Genomic DNA, 21758 nt, shown 5'->3' on the forward strand with positions numbered 1-21758 from the left:
CCTCTCTAGGAGGACGGTCGTCCGCGCGCCCCGGAACGGCAGCGTGCCAACGGCGGTCACATCGGGGACCTTCGTCCCTGCTGTTCAGGCCCCGGTCGGCACAGCCTGGAGGCATGGGTTGGGAGCCGATCAGGAAACGTCGCACCGGACCGGTCGAGCCGAACCTGGTGGACTACGAGCGCGTGTACGCCGGCTTCAGCTGGGACGAGGCGCGCTCGCAGCTCACCGGGTTGCCGGGCGGCGGTCTCAACATCGCGTACGAGGCCGTGGACCGGCACGCCGCCGGTGCGTCGCGCGACAGGGGCGCGCTGCGCTGCCGCGGTCGCGGCGGGCACACCACCGAGCTGACCTACGACGAGCTGCGCCGTGCCACCAACAGGTTCGCGAACGTGCTCCGGGAACTCGGAGCAGGCAAGGGCGACCGGGTCGCGACGCTGCTCGGTCGTGTGCCCGAGCTGTACGTCACGGCGATCGGGGCTCTGAAGAACACGAGCGTGTACGCACCGCTGTTCTCCGCGTTCGGCCCGGAACCCGTGCGGGAACGCTTGCGGCTGGGCGACGTGCGGGTGCTCGTCACCACTCCGCAGTTGTACCGCAAGAGAGTCGCCCAGCTGCGGGACTCCCTGCCGGCGCTGGAACACGTGCTGGTCATCGGTGACGACCCGCCGGCCGGAACCCGCTCGTTCGCCGAGGCGATGGCTCGGGCCGGTGACGAGTTCACGATCCCGCCGACGTCCCCGGACGACATGGCGCTGCTGCACTTCACCAGCGGCACCACCGGAAAGCCGAAAGGTGCGGTGCACGTGCATGGCGCCGTGCTGGCACACCACGTCACCGCGGCGTACGCGCTCGACCTGCACGCCGGCGACGTGTACTGGTGCACCGCCGATCCGGGCTGGGTGACGGGCACGTCGTACGGCATCATCGCTCCACTCACGCACGGCGTGACGGTCATCGTGGACGCCTCGGACTTCGACTCGCACGGCTGGTACGAGGTGCTGCAGGACGAACGCGTGACGGTCTGGTACACCGCGCCGACCGCGCTGCGCATGCTGATGCGCTCCGGCGCGGAGCTGGCCAAGCGCTACGACCTGTCGGCACTGCGGTTCGTCGCGAGCGTGGGCGAGCCGCTGAACCCCGAAGTCGTGGTGTGGGGCCAGGAAGCGCTCGGACTGCCGGTGCACGACAACTGGTGGCAGACCGAGACCGGCGCGATCATGATCAGCAACTACGCGGCGGAGGACGTCCGGCCCGGTTCGATGGGGCGGCCGATACCCGGTGTCGAGGCCGGGATAGTGACGGGCGACGGCGACGGCGTGACCGAGGTCGGCGATCCGGAAGCGGTCGGCGAGCTCGCGCTGCGGCCGGGCTGGCCGTCGATGTTCCGCGGCTACCTCCACGACGACAAGCGCTACGCCGAGTCCTTCGTGGACGGCTGGTACCTCACCGGCGACCTGGCCCGGCGCGATCCCGACGGCTACTACTGGTTCGTCGGCAGGGCGGACGACGTGATCAAGTCCGCCGGGCACCTGGTCGGGCCGTTCGAGGTGGAGAGCGCTCTCATGGAGCATCCCGCGGTCGCCGAGGCGGGAGTGATCGGCAAGCCCGACCCGGTCGTCGGCGAGGTCGTGAAGGCGTTCGTGACGCTGCGGGAGGGCCACGACCCGACCGAGGAGCTGCGCGCCGAGCTGGTCGCGTTCGGGCGCCGGAGGCTGGGAGCCGTGGCGCCCAAGGAGATCGCGTTCGACCAGCACCTGCCGCACACGCGCAGCGGCAAGGTGATGCGCAGGCTGCTGAAGTCCAGGGAACTGGGACTTCCTGAAGGGGACACGTCCACGCTGGAGGTGGGGCGGTGAAGGAGGAGCTGGAGCTGTTGCGGCAGATGGTGCGCATCCGGCGCTTCGAGGAGCGGTGCGCCGAGCTGTACAGCTCCGCGCAGATCCGCGGGTTCCTGCACCTGTACGTGGGTGAGGAGGCGGTGGCCACCGGTGTGCTGTCCGAACTGGATCCGCAGGACTCGGTGGTGTCGACCTACCGCGACCACGGGCACGCGCTCGCCCGCGGCGTGCCGATGGACGCGGTGATGGCCGAGATGTTCGGCAAGGTGACCGGGTGCAGCCGCGGCCGGGGCGGCTCGATGCACCTGTTCGACGCGAGCCACCGGCTCTTCGGTGGCAACGCGATCGTGGGTGGCGGTCTGCCGATCGCCGCGGGACTCGCGCTGGGACATCTGATGCGCGGCGAACCCCGTGTCGTGGCGTGCTTCTTCGGCGAGGGCGCGGCCGCGGAGGGCGAGTTCCACGAGGTGCTGAACCTCTCCGCGTTGTGGAGGCTGCCCGTGCTGTTCTGCTGCGAGAACAACCAGTACGCGATGGGCACGGCGTTCGCCAAGGAACACGCTGCCGCCGATCTGGCGTTGCGCGCCGGCTCGTACGGGCTCGCGGCCTGGTCGGTGGACGGGATGGACGTGCTGGCGGTGAAGGAGTCCGCCCGCCGTGCGGCGGAGGAGATCCGGGCGGGCGGGGGACCGTGCCTGCTCGAACTGCGGACCTACCGGTTTCGCGCCCACTCCATGTACGACCCCGAACGCTACCGGGACAAGGAGGAGGTCGCGCACTGGCGTGACCTCGACCCGATCGACCGGCTCAGGAACGCGATGCGGCCCGAGTTCACCGACGACGACCTCGCGGCGCTGGAGGCGGAGGTGGCGGCCGAGATCGACCTCGCCGTCGCGACCGCGGAGGCCGCCGACGTCGAACCGGTCGCCGACCTGACCCGGTTCGTCACCTCGGAGGTGACGCCGTGAAGACCACCTACCGGGAGGCGTTGCGCGAGGCCATCCGCGACGCGATGCGCCGTGACGACCGCGTGTTCCTGATGGGCGAGGACGTCGGCAGCTACGGCGGCTGCTATGCGGTGAGCCTCGGGTTGCTGGAGGAGTTCGGGCCGGAGCGCGTCCGCGACACCCCGCTGTCCGAGTCGGCCTTCGTCGGCGCCGGGATCGGAGCGGCGCTCAACGGCATGCGCCCGATCGTCGAGATCATGACCGTGAACTTCAGCCTGCTCGCGCTCGACCAGATCCTGAACAACGCCGCGACGCTGCTGCACATGTCCGGAGGCCAGTTCGCGGTTCCGGTGGTGATCAGGATGACCACCGGGGCCGGCCGGCAGCTGGCGGCGCAGCACTCGCACAGCCTGGAGGGGTGGTACGCGCACATCCCCGGTCTGCGGGTGCTGGCGCCCGCGACGCTGGAGGACGCGCGGGGCATGGTGTGGCCGGCGTTGTGCGACCCCGACCCGGTGCTGATCTTCGAGCACAACGGCCTCTACAACCTCGCGGGCGAACTGGCCGACGACGCGGGGCCGGTGGACATCACCCGCGCCGCGGTCCGCCGGCCGGGCCGGGACGTCACCCTCATCACGTACGGGGGCAGCCTGACCAAGACCCTGGCCGCTGCGGACGACCTCGCGGCCGGGGGCATCGAGGCGGAGGTGGTCGACCTCCGCACCCTGCGCCCCCTGGATTCCGACACGGTCCTCGAGTGCGTGCGGAAGACCCACCGCGCGGTGGTCGTGGACGAGGGGTGGCGCAGCGGCGGCCTGTCCGCCGAGATCGCCGCGCGCATCGGCGAGGAGGCGCTGTACGACCTCGACGCACCGGTCCGCAGGGTGTGCAGCGCGGAGGTGCCGATCCCGTACGCGAGACACCTGGAGGAGGCGGCGCTGCCTCAGACGGCGTCGATCGCCGCCGCGGCACGGGAGGTGGTGCGCGGTGGCTGAGGCCGGGCCGAGCCAGTTCCGGATGCCGTCGCTGGGCGCGGACATGGACGAGGGCACCGTGCTCGAGTGGCTGGTGAAACCGGGGGACACCGTCGCACGAGGCGATGTCGTCGCGGTGGTGGACACCTCCAAGGCCGCGATCGACGTCGAGTGCTTCGACAGCGGCGTGATCGAGGAGATCCTGGTGCCGCCCGGCAGGACGGTGCCCGTCGGCACCCCGCTCGCGACGATCGGGACGGCGGACGGCGCGCGACCGGGGCCCGCACCACAGGAACCGGTGGTGCCCGCCGCGGAGGCGCCGTCCGCACCCGGGGCTGTGGTGGAGGAGGCGCGCGGTCGACGCGCCGGGGGACTGCCGCCCACTCCGCCGGCCGCGCCGGAGGAGCGGCTCGGCGCACCTGCCGTGGCCGCTGGGGTGCCGTCCACTCCACCGGCGGCGCATGCGGAGCCGTTCGGCGCACCTGCTGTGGCCGCTGGGGTCCCGTCCACTCCGCCGGCGGCGCATGCGGGGCCGTTCGGCGCACCTGCCGTGGCCGCTGGGGTGCCGTCCACTCCGCCGGCGGCGCATGCGGAGCCGTTCGGCGCACCTGCTGTGCCTGCCGCGGGGCCGCCACCCGCGCCGCCGGCCGCGGTGGAGCGGCCCGGTGCGCCCGCTGTCCCCGCCACGGGAACACCGCCCGCACCGACACCCGCGCAAGAGCGCAAGTCCGCCGCACCCCCGGCACCCGGCGAGAGCCACGTACCTCCCGCACCGGTGCCGAAACCCCGCCCCGTGGTGGTGGGGCCCCTCGTGCGCAAGCTGGCGGCGGAACTCGGTGTGGACCTGGAGGCCGTCCGCGGTACGGGCAGGAGCGGTGCCATCACGCGGTCCGACGTGCACCGCGCCGCCGGGCCGCGAAAGGCGCCGGCACCGGCCGTGCGGGTCGAGCACCCGTCGGCCCGGAGGAAGGTGACGCCCTACGCCCGGCGGCTCGCCGGGGAGCTCGGTGTCGACCTGTCCTCGCTGTCCGGGTCCGGCTCCGGCGGCGTCGTGCGGGCGGCTGACGTCCGTGCCGCGAGGCCGGCCCCGGTGGTGACCGGGAAGACCGTCGCACCCGCCGTCGACAGGGCCGCGATCGCACGCAGGGTCACGGCGAAGCTGATGGCCCGCTCCAAGCGGGAGATCCCGCACTACTACCTGAGCACCACCGTCGACATGTCCGCCGCGATGGCGCGCCTGACCGCGTTGAACCGCGACCTGCCGATCGAACGCCACGTGCTGCCCATCGCCCTGGTCCTCGGCGCGTGTGCGCGGGCCGCGGCGAAGGTCCCGCAGCTCAACGGTTTCTGGACCGTCGACCGGTTCGAGGCGGGGGACGGCGTGCACCTCGGGATGGCGGTGTCGTTGCGCGGTGGCGGCCTGATCGTCCCGGTGATCGCGAACGCGGCGGACCTCGGGCCGGTCGACGTGATGGACCGCGTGCGCGACCTGGTCACCCGCGCGCGGAGCGGGCGGTTGCGGGGCAGCGAGCTGACCGGCGCCACGATCACGGTCACGAACCTCGGGGACAGAGGCGTCGAGTCCGTGTTCGGCGTGATCCACCCGCCCCAGGTCGCCCTCGTCGGCGTCGGCAAGGTGGTGGAGCGCCCGTGGGCGGTCGGCGGCCTGCTCGGCGTCCGCCCGGTGGTCACCGTGACGCTGTCGGCGGACCACCGGGCGACCGACGGGCGCACCGGCGCCCGCTTCCTGGAGATCGTGGAGAGACTGCTGACCGCACAGGAGGAGTCATGACACCCGACGAAGCTCGCGAGATGATCCGGGCCGCTCTGGTGACCGTCGCGCCCGACGTGGTGCTGGACGAGGTGGATCCGGACGCGGACCTGCGCGAGGAGCTCGACCTCGACTCGATCGACTTCCAGGCCTACACGGCGGAACTGGCCAGGCGCAGCGGCCTGGCGGTGACCGAGGACGACCAGCGCCGGCTCACCACGCTGGCGGCCGGAGTGGACTTCCTGACACGTGCCCGGACACACTGCTGAACGCGAACCGCGGCCGGGTGGGCGTTCCGCGGAACGCCCACCCGGCCGCGGTTCGGGACGGCGTCAGCTCCTGATGTCACGGCGCTCGAACGCGGCCGCCGCGCCCGCCACGAGGCAGGCGGTGAGCACGACCAGGCCGGCGAGGCCCAGCCAGTTCGGATCGCCGGTCAGCGCGTCGTTCACCGCGGCGTGGTGGAAGGGGGACAGCACCCGCCAGGACCGCAGTCCCCCGGCCAGCGGGGACAGGGCGTCGAGCAGGTACGTCAGCAGCCCCAGGCCGACGGGCACGGCCACGGCCAGGCCCGGCCTGCCGGTGAGCGCGCCGAGCAGCAGTGCCAATGCGCCGAACGGCAGCGCCACCACGGCACTCGCCAGCACCGCGAAGACCAGGTGCGGCCAGGGGACCCCCAGCCCCGCCACCGAGTCGCCCACCAGCAGCACGACACCGAACGCGACGGTGACGGCCGTGAGCGAGCCCAGCACCGCGACCCCCTTGTCCAGCACCAGGCGGGTGCGGGAGATCGGGTTCGCCAGCAACAGGTCCATCGTGTGGGCCTTCTCCTCGCCGGCGGTCGCCCTGGCGGCCTGGCCGATCGCGACGCCCAGCAGGACCAGGGGCGCCAGGAAACCGAACACCTCGCCCTGCAGGTAACCGACACCGCTGGCGAGCGACTGCTCGACGTTGAACAGGGCCTTGAACGCCTCGGGGTACGAGTCGAGCAGCTTCTCGAAGTCGCCGGCCGCGTCGCGCACCGCGGGGTAGACGGCGAGCTGCAACAGCACGCTCGCCACCAGGGCGATGCCCCAGCCGACCGTGCTGCCCCGGTTGTCGCGCAACGACTTCGTCACCAGTTCAGCGGACATCGGAGAGCCCCTCGGTGTAGTGGACGAAGATGTCCTCGAGGTCGGGTTCGTGGCTCGTGACGTTCACCAGCGGGAACCGGGCCGCGGTGCGCACCAGTTCGCCGACGGCGCCGCTCACCCGGCAGCGGACCTCGGTGCCGCTCACCTGGACCGCCTCCCGCACCCCCGGAACACCGCTGAAGGTCGCGGCCGCCACCTCCTCGGCGAAGGCGAAGGTGAGCTCCCGCACCGCGTTCGCCTTCAACGACGCCACGGCGTCCTCCACGACCAGCCTGCCGTCGAGCAGGATGCCGACCCGGTCCGCCACGTGCTCGACCTCGGACAGCACGTGCGAGGAGAACAGCACCGTGCCGCCGTCGTCGACGTACTCGCGCAGGTAGGTGTGGAACTCCCGCTGTGCCAACGGGTCCAGCCCGCTGGTGGGCTCGTCGAGGATCGCCAGGTCGGGACGGTGCGCGAACGCCTGCACGATGCCGAGCTTCTGCCGGTTGCCCTTGGAGAGCTCGTCCGTCCGGCGGCCGAGGTCGAGGTCGAGGCGCTTGGCCAGCCGCGTCGCCTCGCCGGGGTCGGGCCTGTCCCGCAGCGCCCCGCAGAAACCCAGGTACTCCGCACCGGTCAGGCGGTCGTACAGCACGAGATCGCCCGGCAGGTACCCGATGCGGCCGCGCAACCGCGGGGACATGGGCGAACCGAAGAGGGCGATGCCGCCCCGCGTCGGCCTGATCACGTCGACCAGCAGGCGCAACGTGGTCGTCTTGCCCGCGCCGTTCGGTCCGAGCAGCCCGTACACCTCGCCGGGCCGCACCTCGAGGTCGAGGTCCCGCAGCGCTTCCGTTCTCCCGTAGGACTTGCAGAGGCGCTGTGTGCTGATGACGTTCATCGCACACCTCCCGCTTCCGCGGAACGCCGGACGGTGCGCAGGACCGCACGGCTGATCACGCCCACGAAAGGCGTGCTGATCCGCCAGTAGCGGCGGAAGCTCAGCCAGGCGCGCGGATCGGTCAGCACCACCCGCACCTCCGCGGTCACCAGCGTGCGGCGCTGGCCGTAGGCGGAGGTGGAGAGGGAGCAGACGACCTTGGCGTAGCCGGGTTCGGCGAAGTCCGCGAAGTCGCGAGCCTCGACGTGCGCCCACTTGACGACCGGGCGCCAGAACTGGCCGACGGCACCGAACGCGATCTCGTGTCCCGGGTCCTCCCCGAGCACGACCCAGTCCGTGCCCGCGTCGAGGTCCTGGAGCGTCAGCCGCGTGCGGTGCCGGGGCGGCCGGTCCTCCCGCCACCTCTCGGGCAGCGCGCGCAGCCCCATGGCGGCGTTCACGAGGAAGCCGTGCAGGTCGGTCAGGTCGAGCGAGTGCAGCGCCTTGTACGTCGACGCGGGGTCGGCCTCGACCACCAGGTGGTCCAGGCGGCCGAAGTCAGACCTGGGCGCGAACCGGTCGGCGAGGAGCGGGGAGGGTGGGGACGACACGGTGTTCCTCCTGGACGGATCGGTGCACCACGAGCACCGGGCAGGGCGCGTGGTGCAGGGCGGCCCTGGTCACGGCGCCGCAGGTGCGGGTCTCGCCGGGGCCCACGACGATCAGGTCCGAGTCGGAGCAGCGGCTGATCGCCTCGTGCGGGTGGCGGCGCACCAGCACGGCGGTGTGGGGACGTCCGGCGAGCAGGGCGGTGGACCGCTCCAGGACCCAGCTGTGGTCCTCGTCGAGGTCGTCGCGCAGCAGCGGCGGCGGCGCGGCGTGCAGCACTCGGAGCGCGGCGTGGTGGACGCTCGCGAAGTCCGCGGCGCGGGCGAGGACGGCGGCGTCGTCGGGGCCACCGCTGACGAGCGCGGTGACGCGGCCGTGCAGTCCGCGCCGGGCGGCCTGCGTACCGCGCACCACCACGGCGTCGCAGTCCACACCGCACACGACGGGCAGGACGTGACCGCCCAGTCCCAGTGCCGAGCCGGACCGCCCCCGGTGGCCCAGCACGACGAGCTGGGCCTGGAAGTCGTCCCCGGGACCGTGCACCTCCACTTCCGCCTCGACGAGCGCGGCGTGGGCGGTGGCCCAGCGCACGATGTCGTCGATCCGGGGAGAGCCGTCTGCGATCACGACAACAGGTTCCATCTCTCCACGGTGGTCCGGCACCGCTCCCGTTCCCAGTGCGAAGGGGGCACACCGCGCAGGACGAAGGTCCTCGCCGCGCGGGGCCCGGAGCCGCTGTGGGTTTGAGCGGTGAGGCAGCACCGTGTGGTTCCCCATCACAGAAGGGCACGACGATGAGCACGCTGACGTTCCTCGGCGGCACCGGCACGGTCACCGGCAGCAAGTTCCTGTTCGACACCGGCGGATCCCAGGTCCTGGTGGACTGCGGTCTGTTCCAGGGCCTGGCGCCGTTGCGCCGGCGGAACTGGCAGCGACCACCGCTGGACCTGGACCGGCTCGACGCCGTCGTGCTCACCCACGCCCACCTCGACCACTGCGGCTACCTGCCGGTGCTGGTGCGCAACGGGTGGCACGGACCGGTGTTCACGACCGAGGGCACCGCGGACCTCGCCGGCATCGTGCTGGCCGACAGCGCCCACCTGATGGTGGAGGAGGCGCGGCAGGCCACCGAGTCGGGCTGGTCCAAGCACCAGCCCGCCCTGCCCCTCTACGACGCCGCCGACGCCGAACGCGCGACCAAGCTGTTCCGCCCGATCGACTTCGGCTCCACGCGGTCCGTCGTGAGCGGAGTGGACCTGGAGTTCGGCCGTGCGGGCCACATCCTCGGGTCGGCGTGGGCGCACCTCACGACGGGCGACCGCAGTGTGGTCGTGAGCGGTGACCTCGGCAGGCCCGCGCATCGCGTGCTTCTGCCACCTCAGCCGCGCCCCGCCTGCGACGCGTTGCTGATCGAGTCGACCTACGGCGACCGGCCGCACGACGACGCCGCGGCGACCGCGCTGTTCGCGGAGACGATCCGCCGCACGGCCGCACGGGGTGGCAGCCTGCTCGTCCCCTCCTTCGCGGTGGACCGCACCGAGGTGGTCCTGGTCGAGCTGGCGAGGCTGGTGCGGGCGGGGGAGATCCCGGATCTGCCGGTGTTCGTGGACAGTCCGATGGCACTGGCGTCGTTGCGCGTCTACCGGCAGGCGGTCGCGAAGTGCTGGCCCGAGATCCGGCCGGAACTGGGCGACGGCGAGGACGCCTTCGACCCCGGCAGGCTGGCGGAGCTGCACACGGCCGCGCAGTCGATGCGGGCCAACGACCCGAAGGAACCGTCGATCATCATCTCCGCCTCCGGCATGGCCACGGGTGGCCGCGTGCTGCACCACCTGAAGCACATGCTCCCGAACCCCCGGCACACCGTCCTGGTCGTCGGCTACGCGGCGGTCGGCACGCGGGCGCGCTCGCTCGTCGACGGCGCCCGCGAGATCAAGATCCACGGCCGGTACGTGCCGGTGAAGGCCGAGGTGCAGGTGCTCGACGCGTTCAGCGCCCACGCCGACGCGGACGAACTGCTGGCGTGGGCGACGAGCGGTCCGGCGCCGGCGACGACCTACGTCGTGCACGGCGAGCCGGAGAGTGCCGCCACCTTGGCGAACCGGCTGGCGATCGAGCACGGGTGGACCGCCGTGGTGCCGAGGGACGGTGAGCGGGTTGTGGTCTGACCCGCTCAGTTCGCCGTGTTCGTGGGCTCCAGCAGCAGTTCGGCCACCGGCCGGCGCGGCGTGGCGGGGACCGGGCTGCCGAACCCGATCCGCAGCACGGTCTGGGGCACGAGCGTGCCGCCCAGTTCCCGCCGCAGTTCGTCGCGCACCGGCGCGACCTCGATCGGCTGGGACATGAACGACGCTGACAGGCCGAGCGTCGTCGCCGTGAGCAGCACCCGTTCCATCGCCTGACCAGCCTGGAGTTCGCCCAGCGCGCCGGTGTAGTGGGAGCACACGACGGCGACGAGGGGGTTGGACTCGTAGTCCTTGCCCCGTGGGCGTTCGTGGTTCTGCCCGGGGTGGAAGTCCCGGAACGCCCACTCGTCCTGCGCCTCCGGGCTGAAGCCGGCGGAGGCGGGCGGGATGCCGTCGGTGGCGCCGGGGCGGTGACCGGTGACGGCCGCGAGCTCGGCCATGAGGCCGGGGTCCTCCTGCTGGATCTGGTGGGCCTTGCGCACGAGTTTCTTCAGCCGGGCGACGTCGTCGGGGGAACCGACGACGTGCAACCAGGACCGCTCCAGTTCGGCGGCCCGCACCAGCGCGTACCGGTGCCGTGCGTCCACACCGGACTCGAAGAAGGGCCGCCTGTTGGTGCGGCGTGCCGGAATGGCCCTGAGCAGGGTCCGCGTTTCGTCGTCGGGCGTGAACACACCGCCCCGGCGGACGGTGGCGAGCGCGTCGGGCGCGTCCTTGCCGGGCAGGACCGTGACCAGTGGGCGGACCCCGCAGGCCTGCAGTGCGACGCGCAGGTTGAACAGCGCGGCGCCGCAGGCGAGCCGCAGTTCGTGGCCGTCGGGATCGATGGCCGAGAGCCGGTAGTCCCTGTCGGGGTGGAGCTCGATGCGGTCGGGCCGCACCAGGAACCGCCACGGCTGGCTGTTGTGGACGGACGGGGCGAGCGACGCGGACCTGAGCACGCCCTCCACCTGCTCCGGTGTGAGCCCCAACGCCGCGATCATCTCGACCATCCCGCCACCTCGTCGACCAGCTTGCAGAGTGTGATCCCCCACTTTCACCTGCGTGTGGCACGCGCCCCCAGCGCCGAAGGTCCCGATCTGACCGGGACTGCTTGGCGGGATGAGATCGACGTGCCAAGGTCGTTTCATGACGGGTTCAGCTGAGAGCCGGTCGCGCAGTCTCCTGGGCGGGCTGAGACTGGACGACCTGCTCGACGAGATGCGCGAGCGCCTGGCCGAGATCGGGTCCACCCGGGACAAGATGCAGGGTCTGCTCGACGCCGTTCTGGCGGTCGGCGCAGGCCTCGAGCTCGACTCGACCCTGCAGCGCATCGTCCAGGCCGCGGTGGAGCTCGTGGGGGCCCGGTACGGTGCGCTGGGTGTCCTGGGACACCGGGACAACCTCTCGCAGTTCGTCTACGTCGGCATCGACCCCGGAACGCGGGCGCACATGGGTCACCTGCCGGAGGGCAAGGGACTGCTCGGCCTGCTGATCAAGGATCCGCGCGTCATCCGCCTGCACGACCTGAGCGAGCACCCGTCCTCGGTCGGCTTCCCGCCGAACCACCCGCCGATGCACAGCTTCCTCGGTGTCCCGGTGCGGGTCCGCGACGAGATCTTCGGCAACCTCTACATGACCGAGAAGACCGACGGCGCCGACTTCACGCCGGACGACGAGGTGGTGCTGGAGGCACTGGCGGCCGCCGCCGGCGTGGCGATCGAGAACGCCCGGCTGTTCGAGCGGTCCCGTCTGCGCGAGCGGTGGCTGGAGGCCACCGCGGAGATCAATTCCCAGCTGCTGGGCGGCGCCTCCGCCGAGGACGCGCTCCAGCTGATCGTGCACAGGTCGCTCGAGCTGGCGTCGGCCACGAGCGTGGCGGTCCTGCTCACCGACGGGGTGGGCCAGTCGATCCACCCGGCGGCTCAGGCGGGAATACCCCTGGTCGAGGGAACGATCGACCCCGCGGGCACCGTTCTGCACGAGGTGCTGGAGTCGGGAGCGCCGATGCTGGTCGAGGACCTGGAGGGCTTGTTCGGCCAGAACGGCACCGAACTCGGCGCCTGCGTCGTGCTGCCGCTGCGCGCGGGCACCGCGGTGACGGGACTGCTGGTGACCGTGCGGGAGAAGGGCGTGGTGCCGTTCGGGGCGGACCTCGTGCCCCTGCTGGCCTCGCTGGCCGACCAGGCCGTGGTGGCGCTGGAGTTCGCGGAGAACCAGAGGGCCAGGCGGTTGGTGGACGTGCTGGAGGACCGCGACCGCATCGCCCGCGACCTGCACGACCACGTGATCCAGCGGCTGTTCGCGACGGGGATGAGCCTGCAGGGGGCGCTCGCCTGGGTGAACCACCCGGAGGCCAAGCGCCGCGTGCAGAAGGCGGTGAACCAGCTCGACCAGACGGTGCTGGAGATCCGCACGTCGATCTTCGACCTGCAGGCGGCCGACGACGACGCGGGGTTGCGGCGCCGGTTGCTCGACATCGTCGCCGAGCTGACGGAGGGCGCGGCGGTCACCCCCGCCGTGCGGATGAGCGGCACCATCGACAACCTGGTGCCCGACCACATCGGTGAGCACGCGGAAGCCGTGGTCAGGGAACTGGTGAGCAACGCCCTGCGGCATTCGCGGGCGACCGAGCTGACCCTCACCGTCGAGGCGGGCGACGCGCTGGTCATCAGCATGGTCGACAACGGCGTCGGCCTGCCGCCCTCGGTGGCGCGCAGCGGCCTGCTCAACCTCGAGCAGCGGGCTGCCGGATACGGCGGTTCCTGCACCGCGGCGAACGAACCCGGCGGCGGTGCGAGGGTGACCTGGCAGGTCCCGCTGGAGTGAACGGGCCCGCGCTCAGCCCTCTTCGAGTGGCGCCGGTTTGACGAGCTTCGAGGCGAGCACGGCGGCCTGGGTGCGGCGTTCCAGCCCGAGCTTGGCGAGCAGGTGCGAGACGTAGTTCTTCACCGTCTTCTCGGCGAGGAACATCTTGTCCGCGATCTGCTTGTTGGTGAGGCCCTCGCCGATCAGGTCGAGCACCGTGCGCTCCTGCTCGGTGAGCATGCGCACCGGGTCGCCGTTCTCGCGTTCGCGCCGGATCCGGTTCAGCAGCGCCGACGTCGACCGCGCGTCCAGCAGGGAGTGCCCGGCCGCCACCGTCTTCACCGCGTGCGTGAGGTCGGTGCCGACGATCCGCTTGAGGACGAAGCCGGACGCGCCCGCCATGATCGCGTCGAACAACGCCTCGTCATCGGTGAACGACGTCAGCATCAGGCACTTGAGGTCGGGCAGGCGGGACATCAGCTCCCGGCACAGCTCGATGCCGTTGCCGTCGGGCAGCCTGACGTCGAGGACGGCGACGTCGGGCGCCACCGCGGGCACCCTCGTGAGCGCCTCGGTGACCGAGGCCGCCTCGCCGACGACCTCCAGGTCCTCCGAGGCGCTGAGCAGTTCCCTGATCCCGACGCGGACCACCTCGTGATCGTCCACCAGGAAGACTCGCGCGACCACCGCTACCACCTCTCGCTCGACGACGTCGAATCGAACGATCCTCCACCGCGGTGACCAGGCACAGGGACCAAAGACTCTGATCAACGGGAGCGCAACGTCTTGCGGACCCGCTCGAACTCCTCGGCGTCGATCTCGCCCCTGGCGAGCCTGTCCTCGAGGATGCGCAGAGCGGAACCGCCGTGGTCGTCGCGGCGGCGGACCAGGAGCACGACGACCGTGAGCAGCACGCTCCAGAAGAGGACCATGCCCAGCATCATCACGACGAATCCTCCCCAGCCCATCGGGGTGCCGTAGTACATCACGTGCTCCTCACTCCGTCAGCCGGGCGGCAGCGTGGGTGACGCCTTCGATGTCGCCGGCGGCCGCGTCGAGCAACTGGTGGGCCAGATCGGCGAGCGCCCGTGACACGGCGAGCTCGTCCCCGATCTCCGGGACGTCGCGGTCGGCGGGGTTCAGCCGGGCCTGGCCGAACCCCACCAGGTGGGTCCTGTCCGCGGTGTGCAGGCGCGCCTCCGCCCGCGTCCGCGACTCGTGCTCGTCGATGCGGATCTCGACCGACCACTTCTTGGCGGTGCTCATGGAGCCTCCTCGTCCGGGGGCTCCAGCGTGGAACGGCGCTCGTGGGTGTTCGCAGAGTCGAACTACCCGTACCGGGCGAGCCCCTCCGCCCTGTCCGGCGGGCCGCCGACGGCCGGATCGTCGAGGTATGCGCTGGAGTGCCGCGGAAGCCGCGGAGATCGTGGAGGCAGCCAGGAGAGCGCCCGTGCACAGCGCGGGCAAACCCTGGGTGCTGGAGCTGCACAACCGGTCGGTCTACCTCTACGAGGTCGCGCACCGGTCGTCGCACGACCCCCTGGGCATGGACCGGCTGCTGACCTGCGGCGCGGCCCTGGAGCACATCGTGCTCGCCGTCCGGGTCGCGGGCTGGCACGCCAAGGTGGTGTTCCCCGCGGACCACGCCAACCCCGACCTGATCGCGATCGTCCGCGCAGATCGGCGGCAGCCGCCGGACGAGCAGGAGCTCGCCCAGCACCGGGCGGTGCTGCTGCCCGACGGCACGGCCGACGGCGTGGCCGGGGTTCTCGTGTCCGCCAACCACTGGGCGGGCACCGAGCTCCACCCGGTGGACGACGGGACGCTGGTCGTGGTGACGGTCGGCGACGGCCGTCCCGACCACGTGCGCGGTGGCGCGGCCCTGCAGGCCGCGCTGCTCGCGGCGAGGTCGGCCGGGGTGCGCGTCCGCCCGGTGGTGCACCTGATGCACCGCCAGCAGTGGCGTGCGGGGCTCATCGAACACCACGAGCTGGCCGGTTACCCGCAGGCGTTGCTGCTCGTCGGCACGAAGGACCCGGACGGAGCGGGACCAACGACCGCGTCCGCGGGCGCGCCCCGTTCCTAGCGTCGGAGGAAGAGAGGAGGCGCGCCATGCGTGCTCGCGACATCATGACCAGTCCGGCCGTCACGGTGACTCCGCAGGTGCCCGTGCGCGGCGCCGCGGCGTTGCTCGTGTCCCACGGTTTCACCGCGTTGCCGGTGGTGGACGAGGACAAGCGGATCATCGGCATCGTCACCGAGGCGGACCTGCTGCGCAACGGGTACGTCGACGAGGAGGGCGGCAAGACCGTCGGGGAGGTGATGACCACTCCCGCCGTCGCCGTCGACGCCGACGCGCAGGGCACCGTGATCGCCCGGATGTTCGTCGACGACCACATCCGGTGCGTACCGATCGTCGACGGCTCGGAGGTCGTCGGCGTCGTCACCCGCCGGGACCTCGTGCGGGTCCTCGCCCGCACCGACACCACCGTCGCCGCCGAGGCGCAACGCGTGCTCGACCTGTACGGCGGAGGTCGCAAGTGGACGGTCGTCGTCCAGGACGGCGAGGCCGTGGTCGGCGCGGAGAACGCCGACGAGGAGACCGAACGCGTGCTGACCGCGCTCGCCGGCTCCGTCGCCGGCGTGCTGCGCGTCCGAGTTCTGACGGAGGGAGAGCGATGAAGGGACCTGACGCCCCCGTCGTGGTCGGTGTCGACGGTTCGTCGTCGGCGCTGGCAGCGGTGCGGTGGGCCGCCGAGGAGTGCGCCCGCCACCACACCCGGCTCCGGCTGGTGCACGGGTACTCACTGCCCGTCCGGGGATATCCCGAGATCATCATGACCGCCAACGAGATCCGGCGGGCCATCCAGGACCAGGCTCACGAGTGGCTGACCGAGGCGACCGCGGCCGCCCGTGCCGCGGCACCCGGTGTCGAGGTCGTCACGGAGGTGGTCGCCGACAACGGGACACACCTGCTGATCGAGGAGTCGCGGGCCGCGAAGCTGATGGTGCTCGGGTCCACGGGACTCGGCAACGTCACCGGCCTGCTGGTCGGTTCGACGGCGCTGGCCCTCGCCTCCCACGGCGAGTGCCCGCTGGTCGTCGTCCGCGGTACCGCCGTGCCGGACGGCCCCGTGGTGGTCGGCGTCGACGGCTCCCCGACGAGCGAGGCGGCACTCGCCTTCGCGTTCGAGGAGGCGTCCACGCGCGGCTGCGGGCTGACCGCGGTCCTGTGCTGGCAGGACTTCATGGTGGAGAGCGCTTACAGCGCCACGCGGTTCACCGTGGACTGGGGACAGGTCGAAGGGGAGGAACGGCGGCTGCTGGCACAGCGACTGGCCGGGTGGCAGGAGAAGTACCCGGACGTCGAGGTGCACCGCGTGGTCCTGCGCGACCGCCCGGTGAGAGCTCTCATGAGGTACGGCGCCGAGGCGCAGCTCGTGGTCGTGGGCAGCCACGGGCACGGCGGGTTCGCGGGCATGCTGCTCGGGTCGACGAGCCAGGCGCTCGTCTACAACGCCCCGTGCCCGCTGGCGATCGTGCGCCAGGCCGGATGAGAGGACCGGGGCGGTCTCCCGTGGTGGGGAGACCGCCCCGGCGGCGTCCGGCGCCGGACAGCGGAGAGGGGTGATGACGGGAGTCGTGTCAGTGGTGTCCTGGCTTCGGGAAGGGGTTGTTCACCGGAAGTACGGGCGGCCTTCTGGTGTCAGGTAAGGGAAGGTCTGTTCACCGACAGGGGAGAGGGCTGCTCACCGAAGTGGTGAGCAGCCCTCGTCTCAGCGCGTCCTGTCGACGACCGGTGGCGGGATGACCACCACCGGGCAGTGCGACCGGCGCAGGCACTTCGCCGCCACGCTGCCGAGCACGGCTCCCGCGAGCGGCCCGTGGCCACGCGTGCCCACGACGAGGAGGTCGGCGTGGCGAGAAGCCTCGACGAGGTGGTCAGCGGCCTCTCCGACCACCACGGTCTCGGCGACGTCCGGCGCGTCGCGCACAGCCGCCCGCGCGAGCTCCACGGTGGCGTGCAGCTCCTGCGCGGGATGCCGGCGCGGCCTCTCCCCGTACGGGTGCAGCGCCATCGACGTGGCCGGCACGAACACGGGTTCCTGGTGGTAGGCCAGCAAAGCCTCCACTCGCGCGCCGCGGCGCGCCGACTCGTCGATCGCCCACCGCAGGGCGGCCTCCGCCTGCGTGGATCCGTCCACGCCCACAACGATCACAGGTGTTCTCATCTTCCGCTCCCATCGCTCTCCCCGAGGGTGGTCGCGGCCCGGTCCCGTCGGCAGGGACCAACGTCACGACCGCGGCGAGCCCATCCGCACTGCTGACGTGCCGTGCCGAAGGCGAACCCTCGAACGACGTGCGACGAGAGGACGGGGTCATGAAAGCCGAAGCGGGTGACTGGCTGGTCGTCGAGGGGCCGGTGATCGACCACGGAGGCCGTCGCGGGCTGATCCTGGAGGTGCGGCACGAGGACGGTACACCGCCGTACCTGGTGCGGTGGCTCGACGACGGGCACGAGACCCTCGTGTTCCCCGGGCCGGACGCGCACGTCCTCGCGGCCGGGGACGTGCACCTGCACGCGGACTGAGGCCCGTGGACACCGCGACCGCGCTGGGGCACCTCGCGACGGCGCTCGCGATCGGCCTGCTGCTGGGCGTGGAGCGCGAGCACGACAACGCCCGTGACTCGGTGCGGCCCGCGGGCTCGAGGACCTTCCCGCTGATCGCACTGGCCGGTGCGATCAGCGCGGCGGTCTCCCCGATCGCGCTCGGGGTCGGGCTGGTGGCCGTCGCGGCGCTGGTGATCGCCTGGTACCTGCGCACCGACGAGGCCGGTGCCACGACGGAGATCGCCGCCATCACGGCGTTCCTGCTGGGCGCGCTCGCCTGGGACCGGCCCGAGCTCGCGGTGCCGGTCGGCGTCGTGGCGGCCGCCCTGCTCGCCGCGAAGCGACCGCTGCACCGCTTCGCGCGCAAGGTGGTGAGCGATCAGGACGTCCGCGACGCGATGATCCTCTTCGTGGTGGCGTTCGTGGTGCTGCCGCTGCTGCCGGACCGCCCGCTGGGACCGTTCGGGGTGCTCAACCCGACCCGCGTGTGGTGGCTGGTCATCGCGGTGACCGTGATCGGCTGGGCCGGGTACGTCGCGGCACGTGCCTTCGGGCAGCGCTGGGGCCTGCTCGTCAGCGGGTTCGCCGGCGGTTTCGTGTCGGGGTCCGCGACGACGGCGGTGATGGGGCGCCGGTACCGGGCGGTCGGTGCGGCGGCGTTCCCCGGCGCTGTGGCGGTGAACCTGGCCACCCTCGCGCAGGTCGTCGCGGTCACCGCGGTGGCGGGCCCTTCGGTCGCCCTCCGGCTGCTGCCCGCCGCCGGGGCGGGCGCGGTGGTGCTGCTGCTGGAGGTGGCGTGGCTCGTCTGGCACACCGGCCCCGCCGACACCGACGACGAGACCGCGGTGAACAGGCCGATGTCGGTCAGGGCGGCGATGACGCTCGCCGCGGTTCTGGTGTCGTTCCTGGTGATCACCCGGTCGGCGGCCGAGTGGTTCGGCGGCGGGGGAGTCGTGGCCGCGAGCGCGCTCGGTGGTCTCGCGGACGCCCACGCGGCCGCGATCGCCGCCGCTTCCCTGGCGCCGCAGTCGATTCCCGTCCACACGGCGGTGCTGGCGTGTGGTGCCGCGCTGGCGACGAACACCGTGGTGAAGCTCGTCCTGGCGACGGTGACCGGCGGGCCGGGATTCGCGCTGCGCCTCGGTGGGTGGCTCGTCCCGGTCGTGGCCGCGGTGGCGCTGGGCTTGGCCTGGTAGGACGAAAGTCCTGCCGCCCTGGGGACTCCGGCCACTCTCCGGTGATCACGGCGGCCGGAAGGCTCAGGGACATGAGCGACGTGGAGACCCGGCCCGTGGTGGTCGGCGTGGACGGATCCGCCGCCTCGCGGGCGGCGTTGGAATGGGCCGTGGACGAAGCACGGCGGCGCGGGTGCCGCGTCGACGCGGTGCACGCCTGGCACCCGGACTACGGGATCCTGATCGGTCCCGTGCCGGCCGAGGTGATCATGGCGATGTCCCCGCAGGAGATGGAGAAGAAGGCGCGGGCGGGGCTGGACGAGGCGGTGAGGGGCTTCGACGACGTCGAGATCCGCGAGGTCCTCGTCGAAGCCGACCCCCGGACCGCGCTGGTCGACGCTTCCCGGGACGCCGACCTGCTCGTGGTCGGTAACCGCGGCCACGGCGTGCTCGCCGAGGTGATCCTCGGTTCGGTCAGCAAGTACTGCGTGCACCACGCCGCCTGCCCGGTGGTCGTGCTCCGGGAGCCCAGGACCGGCGAACCCGAGCAGGAGCGCCACATCCCCGAGCCCGCGCTCCCGCTGACCCCCGGACCGCTGCTGTGAAAGTCCGCACGGGCCACCTGTCCTTGACTGCGGTGGTGCTCACCACTCTCGCGGGAGGAGTGGTGTGGTTCCAGGACCCGCAGAGCGCGCGTACCTGGTGGGCCGTGGCGACCGCGACAGCCGTCGTTCCCGCGGTGTGGTGGGTCGTCGAGGACCTGCGCGCCAAGCGGTTCGGGGCGGACGTGCTGGCCGTGTTCGCGCTCCTCGGCACGCTCGCGGTCGGCGAGCACCTCGCGGGTGCCGTCGTCGCGGTCATGGTCGGAACGGGGCACGCGCTCGACGACTACGCCCGGCGGCGCGCCCGGCGGGACCTGAGCGCGTTGCTGGAACGGGCGCCGAGCCGGACCTGGGTCCGGGCGAACGGCGATCTCCGCACGATCGGGGTCGACGCGGTCCGCCCCGGTGACGAGGTCGTGGTGCGCCCTGGCGAGGTCGTTCCCGTGGACGGCGTCCTGCTCGGTGACGCGACGTTCGACGAGTCCGCGCTGACCGGTGAACCGGAACCGGTCACCCGGCTGCGCGGCGAACGCGTCCGCAGCGGTGTGGTGGCCACCGGATCGGTGGCTGACGTGCGGGCGTCCGCGTCCGCGGCGGAGAGCACCTACGCCGGCGTGGTGCGGCTGGCCGAGGAGGCGGCGGCCCGGAGCGCACCCGTGGTCCGCGTCGCCGACCGCGTCGCCGCGGTCTTCCTGCCGGTCGCCGTGCTGGTGGCGGGGCTCGCCGCGGTGCTGACCGGTGACCTGACGCGCGCGGTGGCGGTGCTGGTGACCGCGACCCCGTGCCCGCTGCTGCTCGCCGTGCCGGTGGCGATCACCGCCGGGATGTCGCGGGCGTCCCGCGCGGGCGTCGTGGTCCGCGACGGCCAGGCGCTGGAGGCGCTGGGGAACGTGCGGACCGCGGTGCTCGACAAGACGGGCACCGTGACGGTCGGACGTCCGGTGGTCGTGGACGTCGTGCCCGCGCCGCGGTGGTTCCCGTCGGGAGTGCTGGGCCTCGCGGCCTCGGTCGAGCAGTTCTCCACCCACGCGCTGGCCTCGGCGGTGGTGGAGGCGGCGAGAACGGCGGGCCTGCACGTGGATCCGGCGCAGGACGTGCACGAGCGCCCCGGCCACGGCGTGGGCGGACGCGTCGGGACCGCGGCGGTCTTCGTCGGTGCCCGTGACGAGGAACCCGAGCAGGCGTGGGAGCTCGCCGCCGCGGCGAAGGCACGGCTGGACGCGGCGACGCCGGTGTGGGTCCGCGCCGACGACGAGTACGTCGGCGCGCTGCTGCTCCGCGACCCGCTGCGCCGGGAGGCGGGCCGGACGGTGCAGCGGTTGCGCGCGGCCGGCCTGCGGCGCCTGGTCATGCTGACGGGCGACCGTCCGGCGGTCGCGCAGGACGTCGCCGCGATCCTCGGGCTCGACGACGTGGTGGCGAGGTGCACGCCCGAGGACAAGGTCGCGCGGGTCCGCGAGGAACGCTCCGGCGGGGTCACGCTGATGGCCGGCGACGGCATCAACGACGCGCCGGCGCTCGCCGCCGCCGACGTCGGGGTCGCGCTGGGCGGCCGCGGCAGCGCGGCGGCGGCCCAGGCGGCGGACGCGGTCGTCCTCGACGACCGCATCGACCGGCTCGCGGACGCCGTCGAGATCGCCGGGAACGCCAGGCGGATCGCGGTGCAGAGCGCGACGGCAGGCATGGGGCTGGCGCTCGTGGCGATGGGCTTCGCCGCGCTCGGACTGCTGCCGCCCATCGGCGGTGCGCTGGTCCAGGAGGCGATCGACGTCGCGGTGATCCTCTACTCGCTGCGCGCGCTGCTTCCGTTGCGGCACGGCAGGGTGCGCGCGGGAACGGCGGGGCTGCTGTCCCGGTTCGACGCCGAACACGTGGCCCTGCAGGAGGCCCGGGACGCGGTCCGGATCGCGGCCGACTCCCTGCACGCGGGTATGACGGAGGAGGCCGCGACGGCCGTGCGGAAAGCCCACGAGCTGGCGGTCGAGCGACTGCTGCCCCACGAGCGCGCCGAAGAGCACGAGCTCTACCCGGTGCTGACCGCGGAGTTCCGGGATCCGCACGCGACCGTGCCGATGAGCCGCGGCCACGTCGAGATCGAACGCCTGGTGCGCAGGCTCGGCCGGCACCTCGACGAACCCGGCGGCCTGACCGCGGACCAGGTCGACGACCTGCGCGCCACTCTCTACGGCCTCGACGCAGTGCTGCGCCTGCACTTCGCGCAGGAAGAAGAGAGCTACTTCGTGCTCGCGGACCACCGCTGAGGAA

General features: G+C 72.6%; 23 protein-coding genes. 14 read left to right on the forward strand and 9 right to left on the reverse strand.

Annotation, left to right across the window (positions count from 1 at the left end; genetic code table 11):
- Nucleotides 1–113 precede the first annotated feature (113 nt).
- Genes acsA through BMY74_RS25660 form a run of 5 tightly spaced genes read left to right on the forward strand, consistent with a single transcriptional unit; the run spans nt 114 to nt 5799 of the window.
- Nucleotides 114–1856: an acetate--CoA ligase gene (gene acsA / locus BMY74_RS25640; protein ID WP_089920436.1), complete on the forward strand. Its 1743-nt coding sequence runs from the start codon at nt 114–116 to the stop codon at nt 1854–1856.
- Entirely contained in the window at nt 1853–2806 is a 954-nt protein-coding gene (pdhA, locus tag BMY74_RS25645) for a pyruvate dehydrogenase (acetyl-transferring) E1 component subunit alpha (RefSeq protein ID WP_245786356.1), read from the forward strand. Before acsA ends, pdhA begins: the two co-directional genes overlap by 4 nt.
- Nucleotides 2803–3780: an alpha-ketoacid dehydrogenase subunit beta gene (locus BMY74_RS25650; protein ID WP_089920438.1), complete on the forward strand. Its 978-nt coding sequence runs from the start codon at nt 2803–2805 to the stop codon at nt 3778–3780. Before pdhA ends, BMY74_RS25650 begins: the two co-directional genes overlap by 4 nt.
- Nucleotides 3773–5551: a 2-oxo acid dehydrogenase subunit E2 gene (locus tag BMY74_RS25655; RefSeq protein ID WP_245786357.1), complete on the forward strand. Its 1779-nt coding sequence runs from the start codon at nt 3773–3775 to the stop codon at nt 5549–5551. Before BMY74_RS25650 ends, BMY74_RS25655 begins: the two co-directional genes overlap by 8 nt.
- Nucleotides 5548–5799 carry an acyl carrier protein gene (locus BMY74_RS25660; protein WP_089920440.1) on the forward strand — a complete coding sequence of 84 codons (252 nt, stop codon included), beginning with the start codon at nt 5548–5550 and terminating at the stop codon, nt 5797–5799. The genes BMY74_RS25655 and BMY74_RS25660 overlap by 4 nt, the downstream gene beginning before the upstream one ends.
- Before the next feature lie 63 nt (nt 5800–5862).
- Here BMY74_RS25660 and BMY74_RS25665 read toward each other — a convergent pair whose 3' ends face one another.
- The 4 genes from BMY74_RS25665 to BMY74_RS25680 are packed head-to-tail and all read right to left on the reverse strand — an operon-like array spanning nt 5863 to nt 8773.
- The gene (locus tag BMY74_RS25665) at nt 5863–6663 is read right to left on the reverse strand and encodes an ABC transporter permease subunit (protein WP_089920442.1); all 801 of its coding nucleotides are present in this window, start codon (nt 6661–6663) and stop codon (nt 5863–5865) included.
- Entirely contained in the window at nt 6653–7543 is an 891-nt protein-coding gene (locus tag BMY74_RS25670) for an ABC transporter ATP-binding protein (RefSeq protein ID WP_089920444.1), read from the reverse strand. The genes BMY74_RS25665 and BMY74_RS25670 overlap by 11 nt, the downstream gene beginning before the upstream one ends.
- A complete protein-coding gene (locus BMY74_RS25675; protein WP_089920446.1) occupies nt 7540–8133 on the reverse strand; it encodes a hypothetical protein in 594 nt (197 codons plus the stop codon). Before BMY74_RS25675 ends, BMY74_RS25670 begins: the two co-directional genes overlap by 4 nt.
- On the reverse strand, nt 8081–8773 hold the full coding sequence (locus tag BMY74_RS25680; protein WP_177229916.1) for a universal stress protein: 693 nt from the start codon (nt 8771–8773) through the stop codon (nt 8081–8083). The genes BMY74_RS25675 and BMY74_RS25680 overlap by 53 nt, the downstream gene beginning before the upstream one ends.
- Nucleotides 8774–8925: 152 nt before the next feature.
- On the opposite strand from BMY74_RS25680, the gene BMY74_RS25685 reads away from it, so the two are divergent.
- Nucleotides 8926–10299 carry an MBL fold metallo-hydrolase RNA specificity domain-containing protein gene (locus BMY74_RS25685; RefSeq protein ID WP_089920451.1) on the forward strand — a complete coding sequence of 458 codons (1374 nt, stop codon included), beginning with the start codon at nt 8926–8928 and terminating at the stop codon, nt 10297–10299.
- A 5-nt stretch (nt 10300–10304) separates the two neighbouring features.
- On the opposite strand, the gene BMY74_RS25690 is transcribed toward BMY74_RS25685, so the two are convergent.
- The gene (locus BMY74_RS25690) at nt 10305–11309 is read right to left on the reverse strand and encodes an Acg family FMN-binding oxidoreductase (RefSeq protein ID WP_089920453.1); all 1005 of its coding nucleotides are present in this window, start codon (nt 11307–11309) and stop codon (nt 10305–10307) included.
- 136 nt (nt 11310–11445) lie between these two features.
- On the opposite strand from BMY74_RS25690, the gene BMY74_RS25695 reads away from it, so the two are divergent.
- The gene (locus BMY74_RS25695) at nt 11446–13125 is read left to right on the forward strand and encodes a sensor histidine kinase (RefSeq protein ID WP_089920455.1); all 1680 of its coding nucleotides are present in this window, start codon (nt 11446–11448) and stop codon (nt 13123–13125) included.
- A 12-nt stretch (nt 13126–13137) separates the two neighbouring features.
- Here the strand turns inward: BMY74_RS25695 and BMY74_RS25700 are convergent, their stop codons facing one another.
- The 3 genes from BMY74_RS25700 to BMY74_RS25710 form a co-directional block, all read right to left on the reverse strand.
- A complete protein-coding gene (locus BMY74_RS25700) occupies nt 13138–13791 on the reverse strand; it encodes a response regulator transcription factor (RefSeq protein WP_089920457.1) in 654 nt (217 codons plus the stop codon).
- 80 nt (nt 13792–13871) lie between these two features.
- On the reverse strand, nt 13872–14090 hold the full coding sequence (locus tag BMY74_RS25705; protein WP_245786358.1) for an SHOCT domain-containing protein: 219 nt from the start codon (nt 14088–14090) through the stop codon (nt 13872–13874).
- Between the two features lie 10 nt (nt 14091–14100).
- Nucleotides 14101–14370, reverse strand: coding sequence for a DUF1876 domain-containing protein (locus BMY74_RS25710; protein WP_089920459.1), 270 nt, complete (start codon nt 14368–14370; stop codon nt 14101–14103).
- A 127-nt stretch (nt 14371–14497) separates the two neighbouring features.
- On the opposite strand from BMY74_RS25710, the gene BMY74_RS25715 reads away from it, so the two are divergent.
- From BMY74_RS25715 to BMY74_RS25725, 3 genes are read left to right on the forward strand one after another with little or no spacing between them, the layout of a single operon-like run.
- Complete coding sequence (locus tag BMY74_RS25715; protein ID WP_143091702.1) at nt 14498–15190, forward strand: hypothetical protein; 693 nt, start codon at nt 14498–14500, stop codon at nt 15188–15190.
- A gap of 26 nt (nt 15191–15216) precedes the next feature.
- The gene (locus tag BMY74_RS25720; protein ID WP_089920463.1) at nt 15217–15786 is read left to right on the forward strand and encodes a CBS domain-containing protein; all 570 of its coding nucleotides are present in this window, start codon (nt 15217–15219) and stop codon (nt 15784–15786) included.
- On the forward strand, nt 15783–16661 hold the full coding sequence (locus BMY74_RS25725) for a universal stress protein (protein ID WP_089920465.1): 879 nt from the start codon (nt 15783–15785) through the stop codon (nt 16659–16661). Before BMY74_RS25720 ends, BMY74_RS25725 begins: the two co-directional genes overlap by 4 nt.
- Before the next feature lie 219 nt (nt 16662–16880).
- On the opposite strand, the gene BMY74_RS25730 is transcribed toward BMY74_RS25725, so the two are convergent.
- Entirely contained in the window at nt 16881–17336 is a 456-nt protein-coding gene (locus tag BMY74_RS25730) for a universal stress protein (protein ID WP_089920467.1), read from the reverse strand.
- Nucleotides 17337–17485: 149 nt separating this feature from the next.
- On the opposite strand from BMY74_RS25730, the gene BMY74_RS25735 reads away from it, so the two are divergent.
- The 4 genes from BMY74_RS25735 to BMY74_RS25750 all read left to right on the forward strand — a co-directional run bounded on the left by BMY74_RS25735 (nt 17486) and on the right by BMY74_RS25750 (nt 21754).
- Complete coding sequence (locus BMY74_RS25735) at nt 17486–17695, forward strand: DUF1918 domain-containing protein (RefSeq protein ID WP_089920469.1); 210 nt, start codon at nt 17486–17488, stop codon at nt 17693–17695.
- 5 nt (nt 17696–17700) lie between these two features.
- A complete protein-coding gene (locus BMY74_RS25740; protein WP_089920471.1) occupies nt 17701–18912 on the forward strand; it encodes an MgtC/SapB family protein in 1212 nt (403 codons plus the stop codon).
- A gap of 71 nt (nt 18913–18983) precedes the next feature.
- Nucleotides 18984–19496: a universal stress protein gene (locus BMY74_RS25745; protein WP_089920887.1), complete on the forward strand. Its 513-nt coding sequence runs from the start codon at nt 18984–18986 to the stop codon at nt 19494–19496.
- 35 nt (nt 19497–19531) lie between these two features.
- On the forward strand, nt 19532–21754 hold the full coding sequence (locus tag BMY74_RS25750; protein WP_342718015.1) for a heavy metal translocating P-type ATPase: 2223 nt from the start codon (nt 19532–19534) through the stop codon (nt 21752–21754).
- The last annotated feature ends 4 nt before the right edge of the window (nt 21755–21758 follow it).

The organism is Lentzea albida (genome assembly GCF_900111005.1).
Lineage (GTDB): Bacteria > Actinomycetota > Actinomycetes > Mycobacteriales > Pseudonocardiaceae > Lentzea > Lentzea albida.

Coding starts and splice junctions, on each gene's coding strand:
- acsA (WP_089920436.1), top strand. CDS start 114: ATGGGTTGGGAGCCGATCAGGAAACGTCGCACCGGACCGGTCGAGCCG.
- BMY74_RS25660 (WP_089920440.1), top strand. CDS start 5,548: ATGACACCCGACGAAGCTCGCGAGATGATCCGGGCCGCTCTGGTGACC.
- BMY74_RS25665 (WP_089920442.1), bottom strand. CDS start 6,663: ATGTCCGCTGAACTGGTGACGAAGTCGTTGCGCGACAACCGGGGCAGC.
- BMY74_RS25670 (WP_089920444.1), bottom strand. CDS start 7,543: ATGAACGTCATCAGCACACAGCGCCTCTGCAAGTCCTACGGGAGAACG.
- BMY74_RS25680 (WP_177229916.1), bottom strand. CDS start 8,773: ATGGAACCTGTTGTCGTGATCGCAGACGGCTCTCCCCGGATCGACGAC.
- BMY74_RS25685 (WP_089920451.1), top strand. CDS start 8,926: ATGAGCACGCTGACGTTCCTCGGCGGCACCGGCACGGTCACCGGCAGC.
- BMY74_RS25690 (WP_089920453.1), bottom strand. CDS start 11,309: ATGGTCGAGATGATCGCGGCGTTGGGGCTCACACCGGAGCAGGTGGAG.
- BMY74_RS25695 (WP_089920455.1), top strand. CDS start 11,446: ATGACGGGTTCAGCTGAGAGCCGGTCGCGCAGTCTCCTGGGCGGGCTG.
- BMY74_RS25705 (WP_245786358.1), bottom strand. CDS start 14,090: ATGTACTACGGCACCCCGATGGGCTGGGGAGGATTCGTCGTGATGATG.
- BMY74_RS25710 (WP_089920459.1), bottom strand. CDS start 14,370: ATGAGCACCGCCAAGAAGTGGTCGGTCGAGATCCGCATCGACGAGCAC.
- BMY74_RS25715 (WP_143091702.1), top strand. CDS start 14,498: ATGCGCTGGAGTGCCGCGGAAGCCGCGGAGATCGTGGAGGCAGCCAGG.
- BMY74_RS25720 (WP_089920463.1), top strand. CDS start 15,217: ATGCGTGCTCGCGACATCATGACCAGTCCGGCCGTCACGGTGACTCCG.
- BMY74_RS25725 (WP_089920465.1), top strand. CDS start 15,783: ATGAAGGGACCTGACGCCCCCGTCGTGGTCGGTGTCGACGGTTCGTCG.
- BMY74_RS25730 (WP_089920467.1), bottom strand. CDS start 17,336: ATGAGAACACCTGTGATCGTTGTGGGCGTGGACGGATCCACGCAGGCG.
- BMY74_RS25735 (WP_089920469.1), top strand. CDS start 17,486: ATGAAAGCCGAAGCGGGTGACTGGCTGGTCGTCGAGGGGCCGGTGATC.
- BMY74_RS25745 (WP_089920887.1), top strand. CDS start 18,984: ATGAGCGACGTGGAGACCCGGCCCGTGGTGGTCGGCGTGGACGGATCC.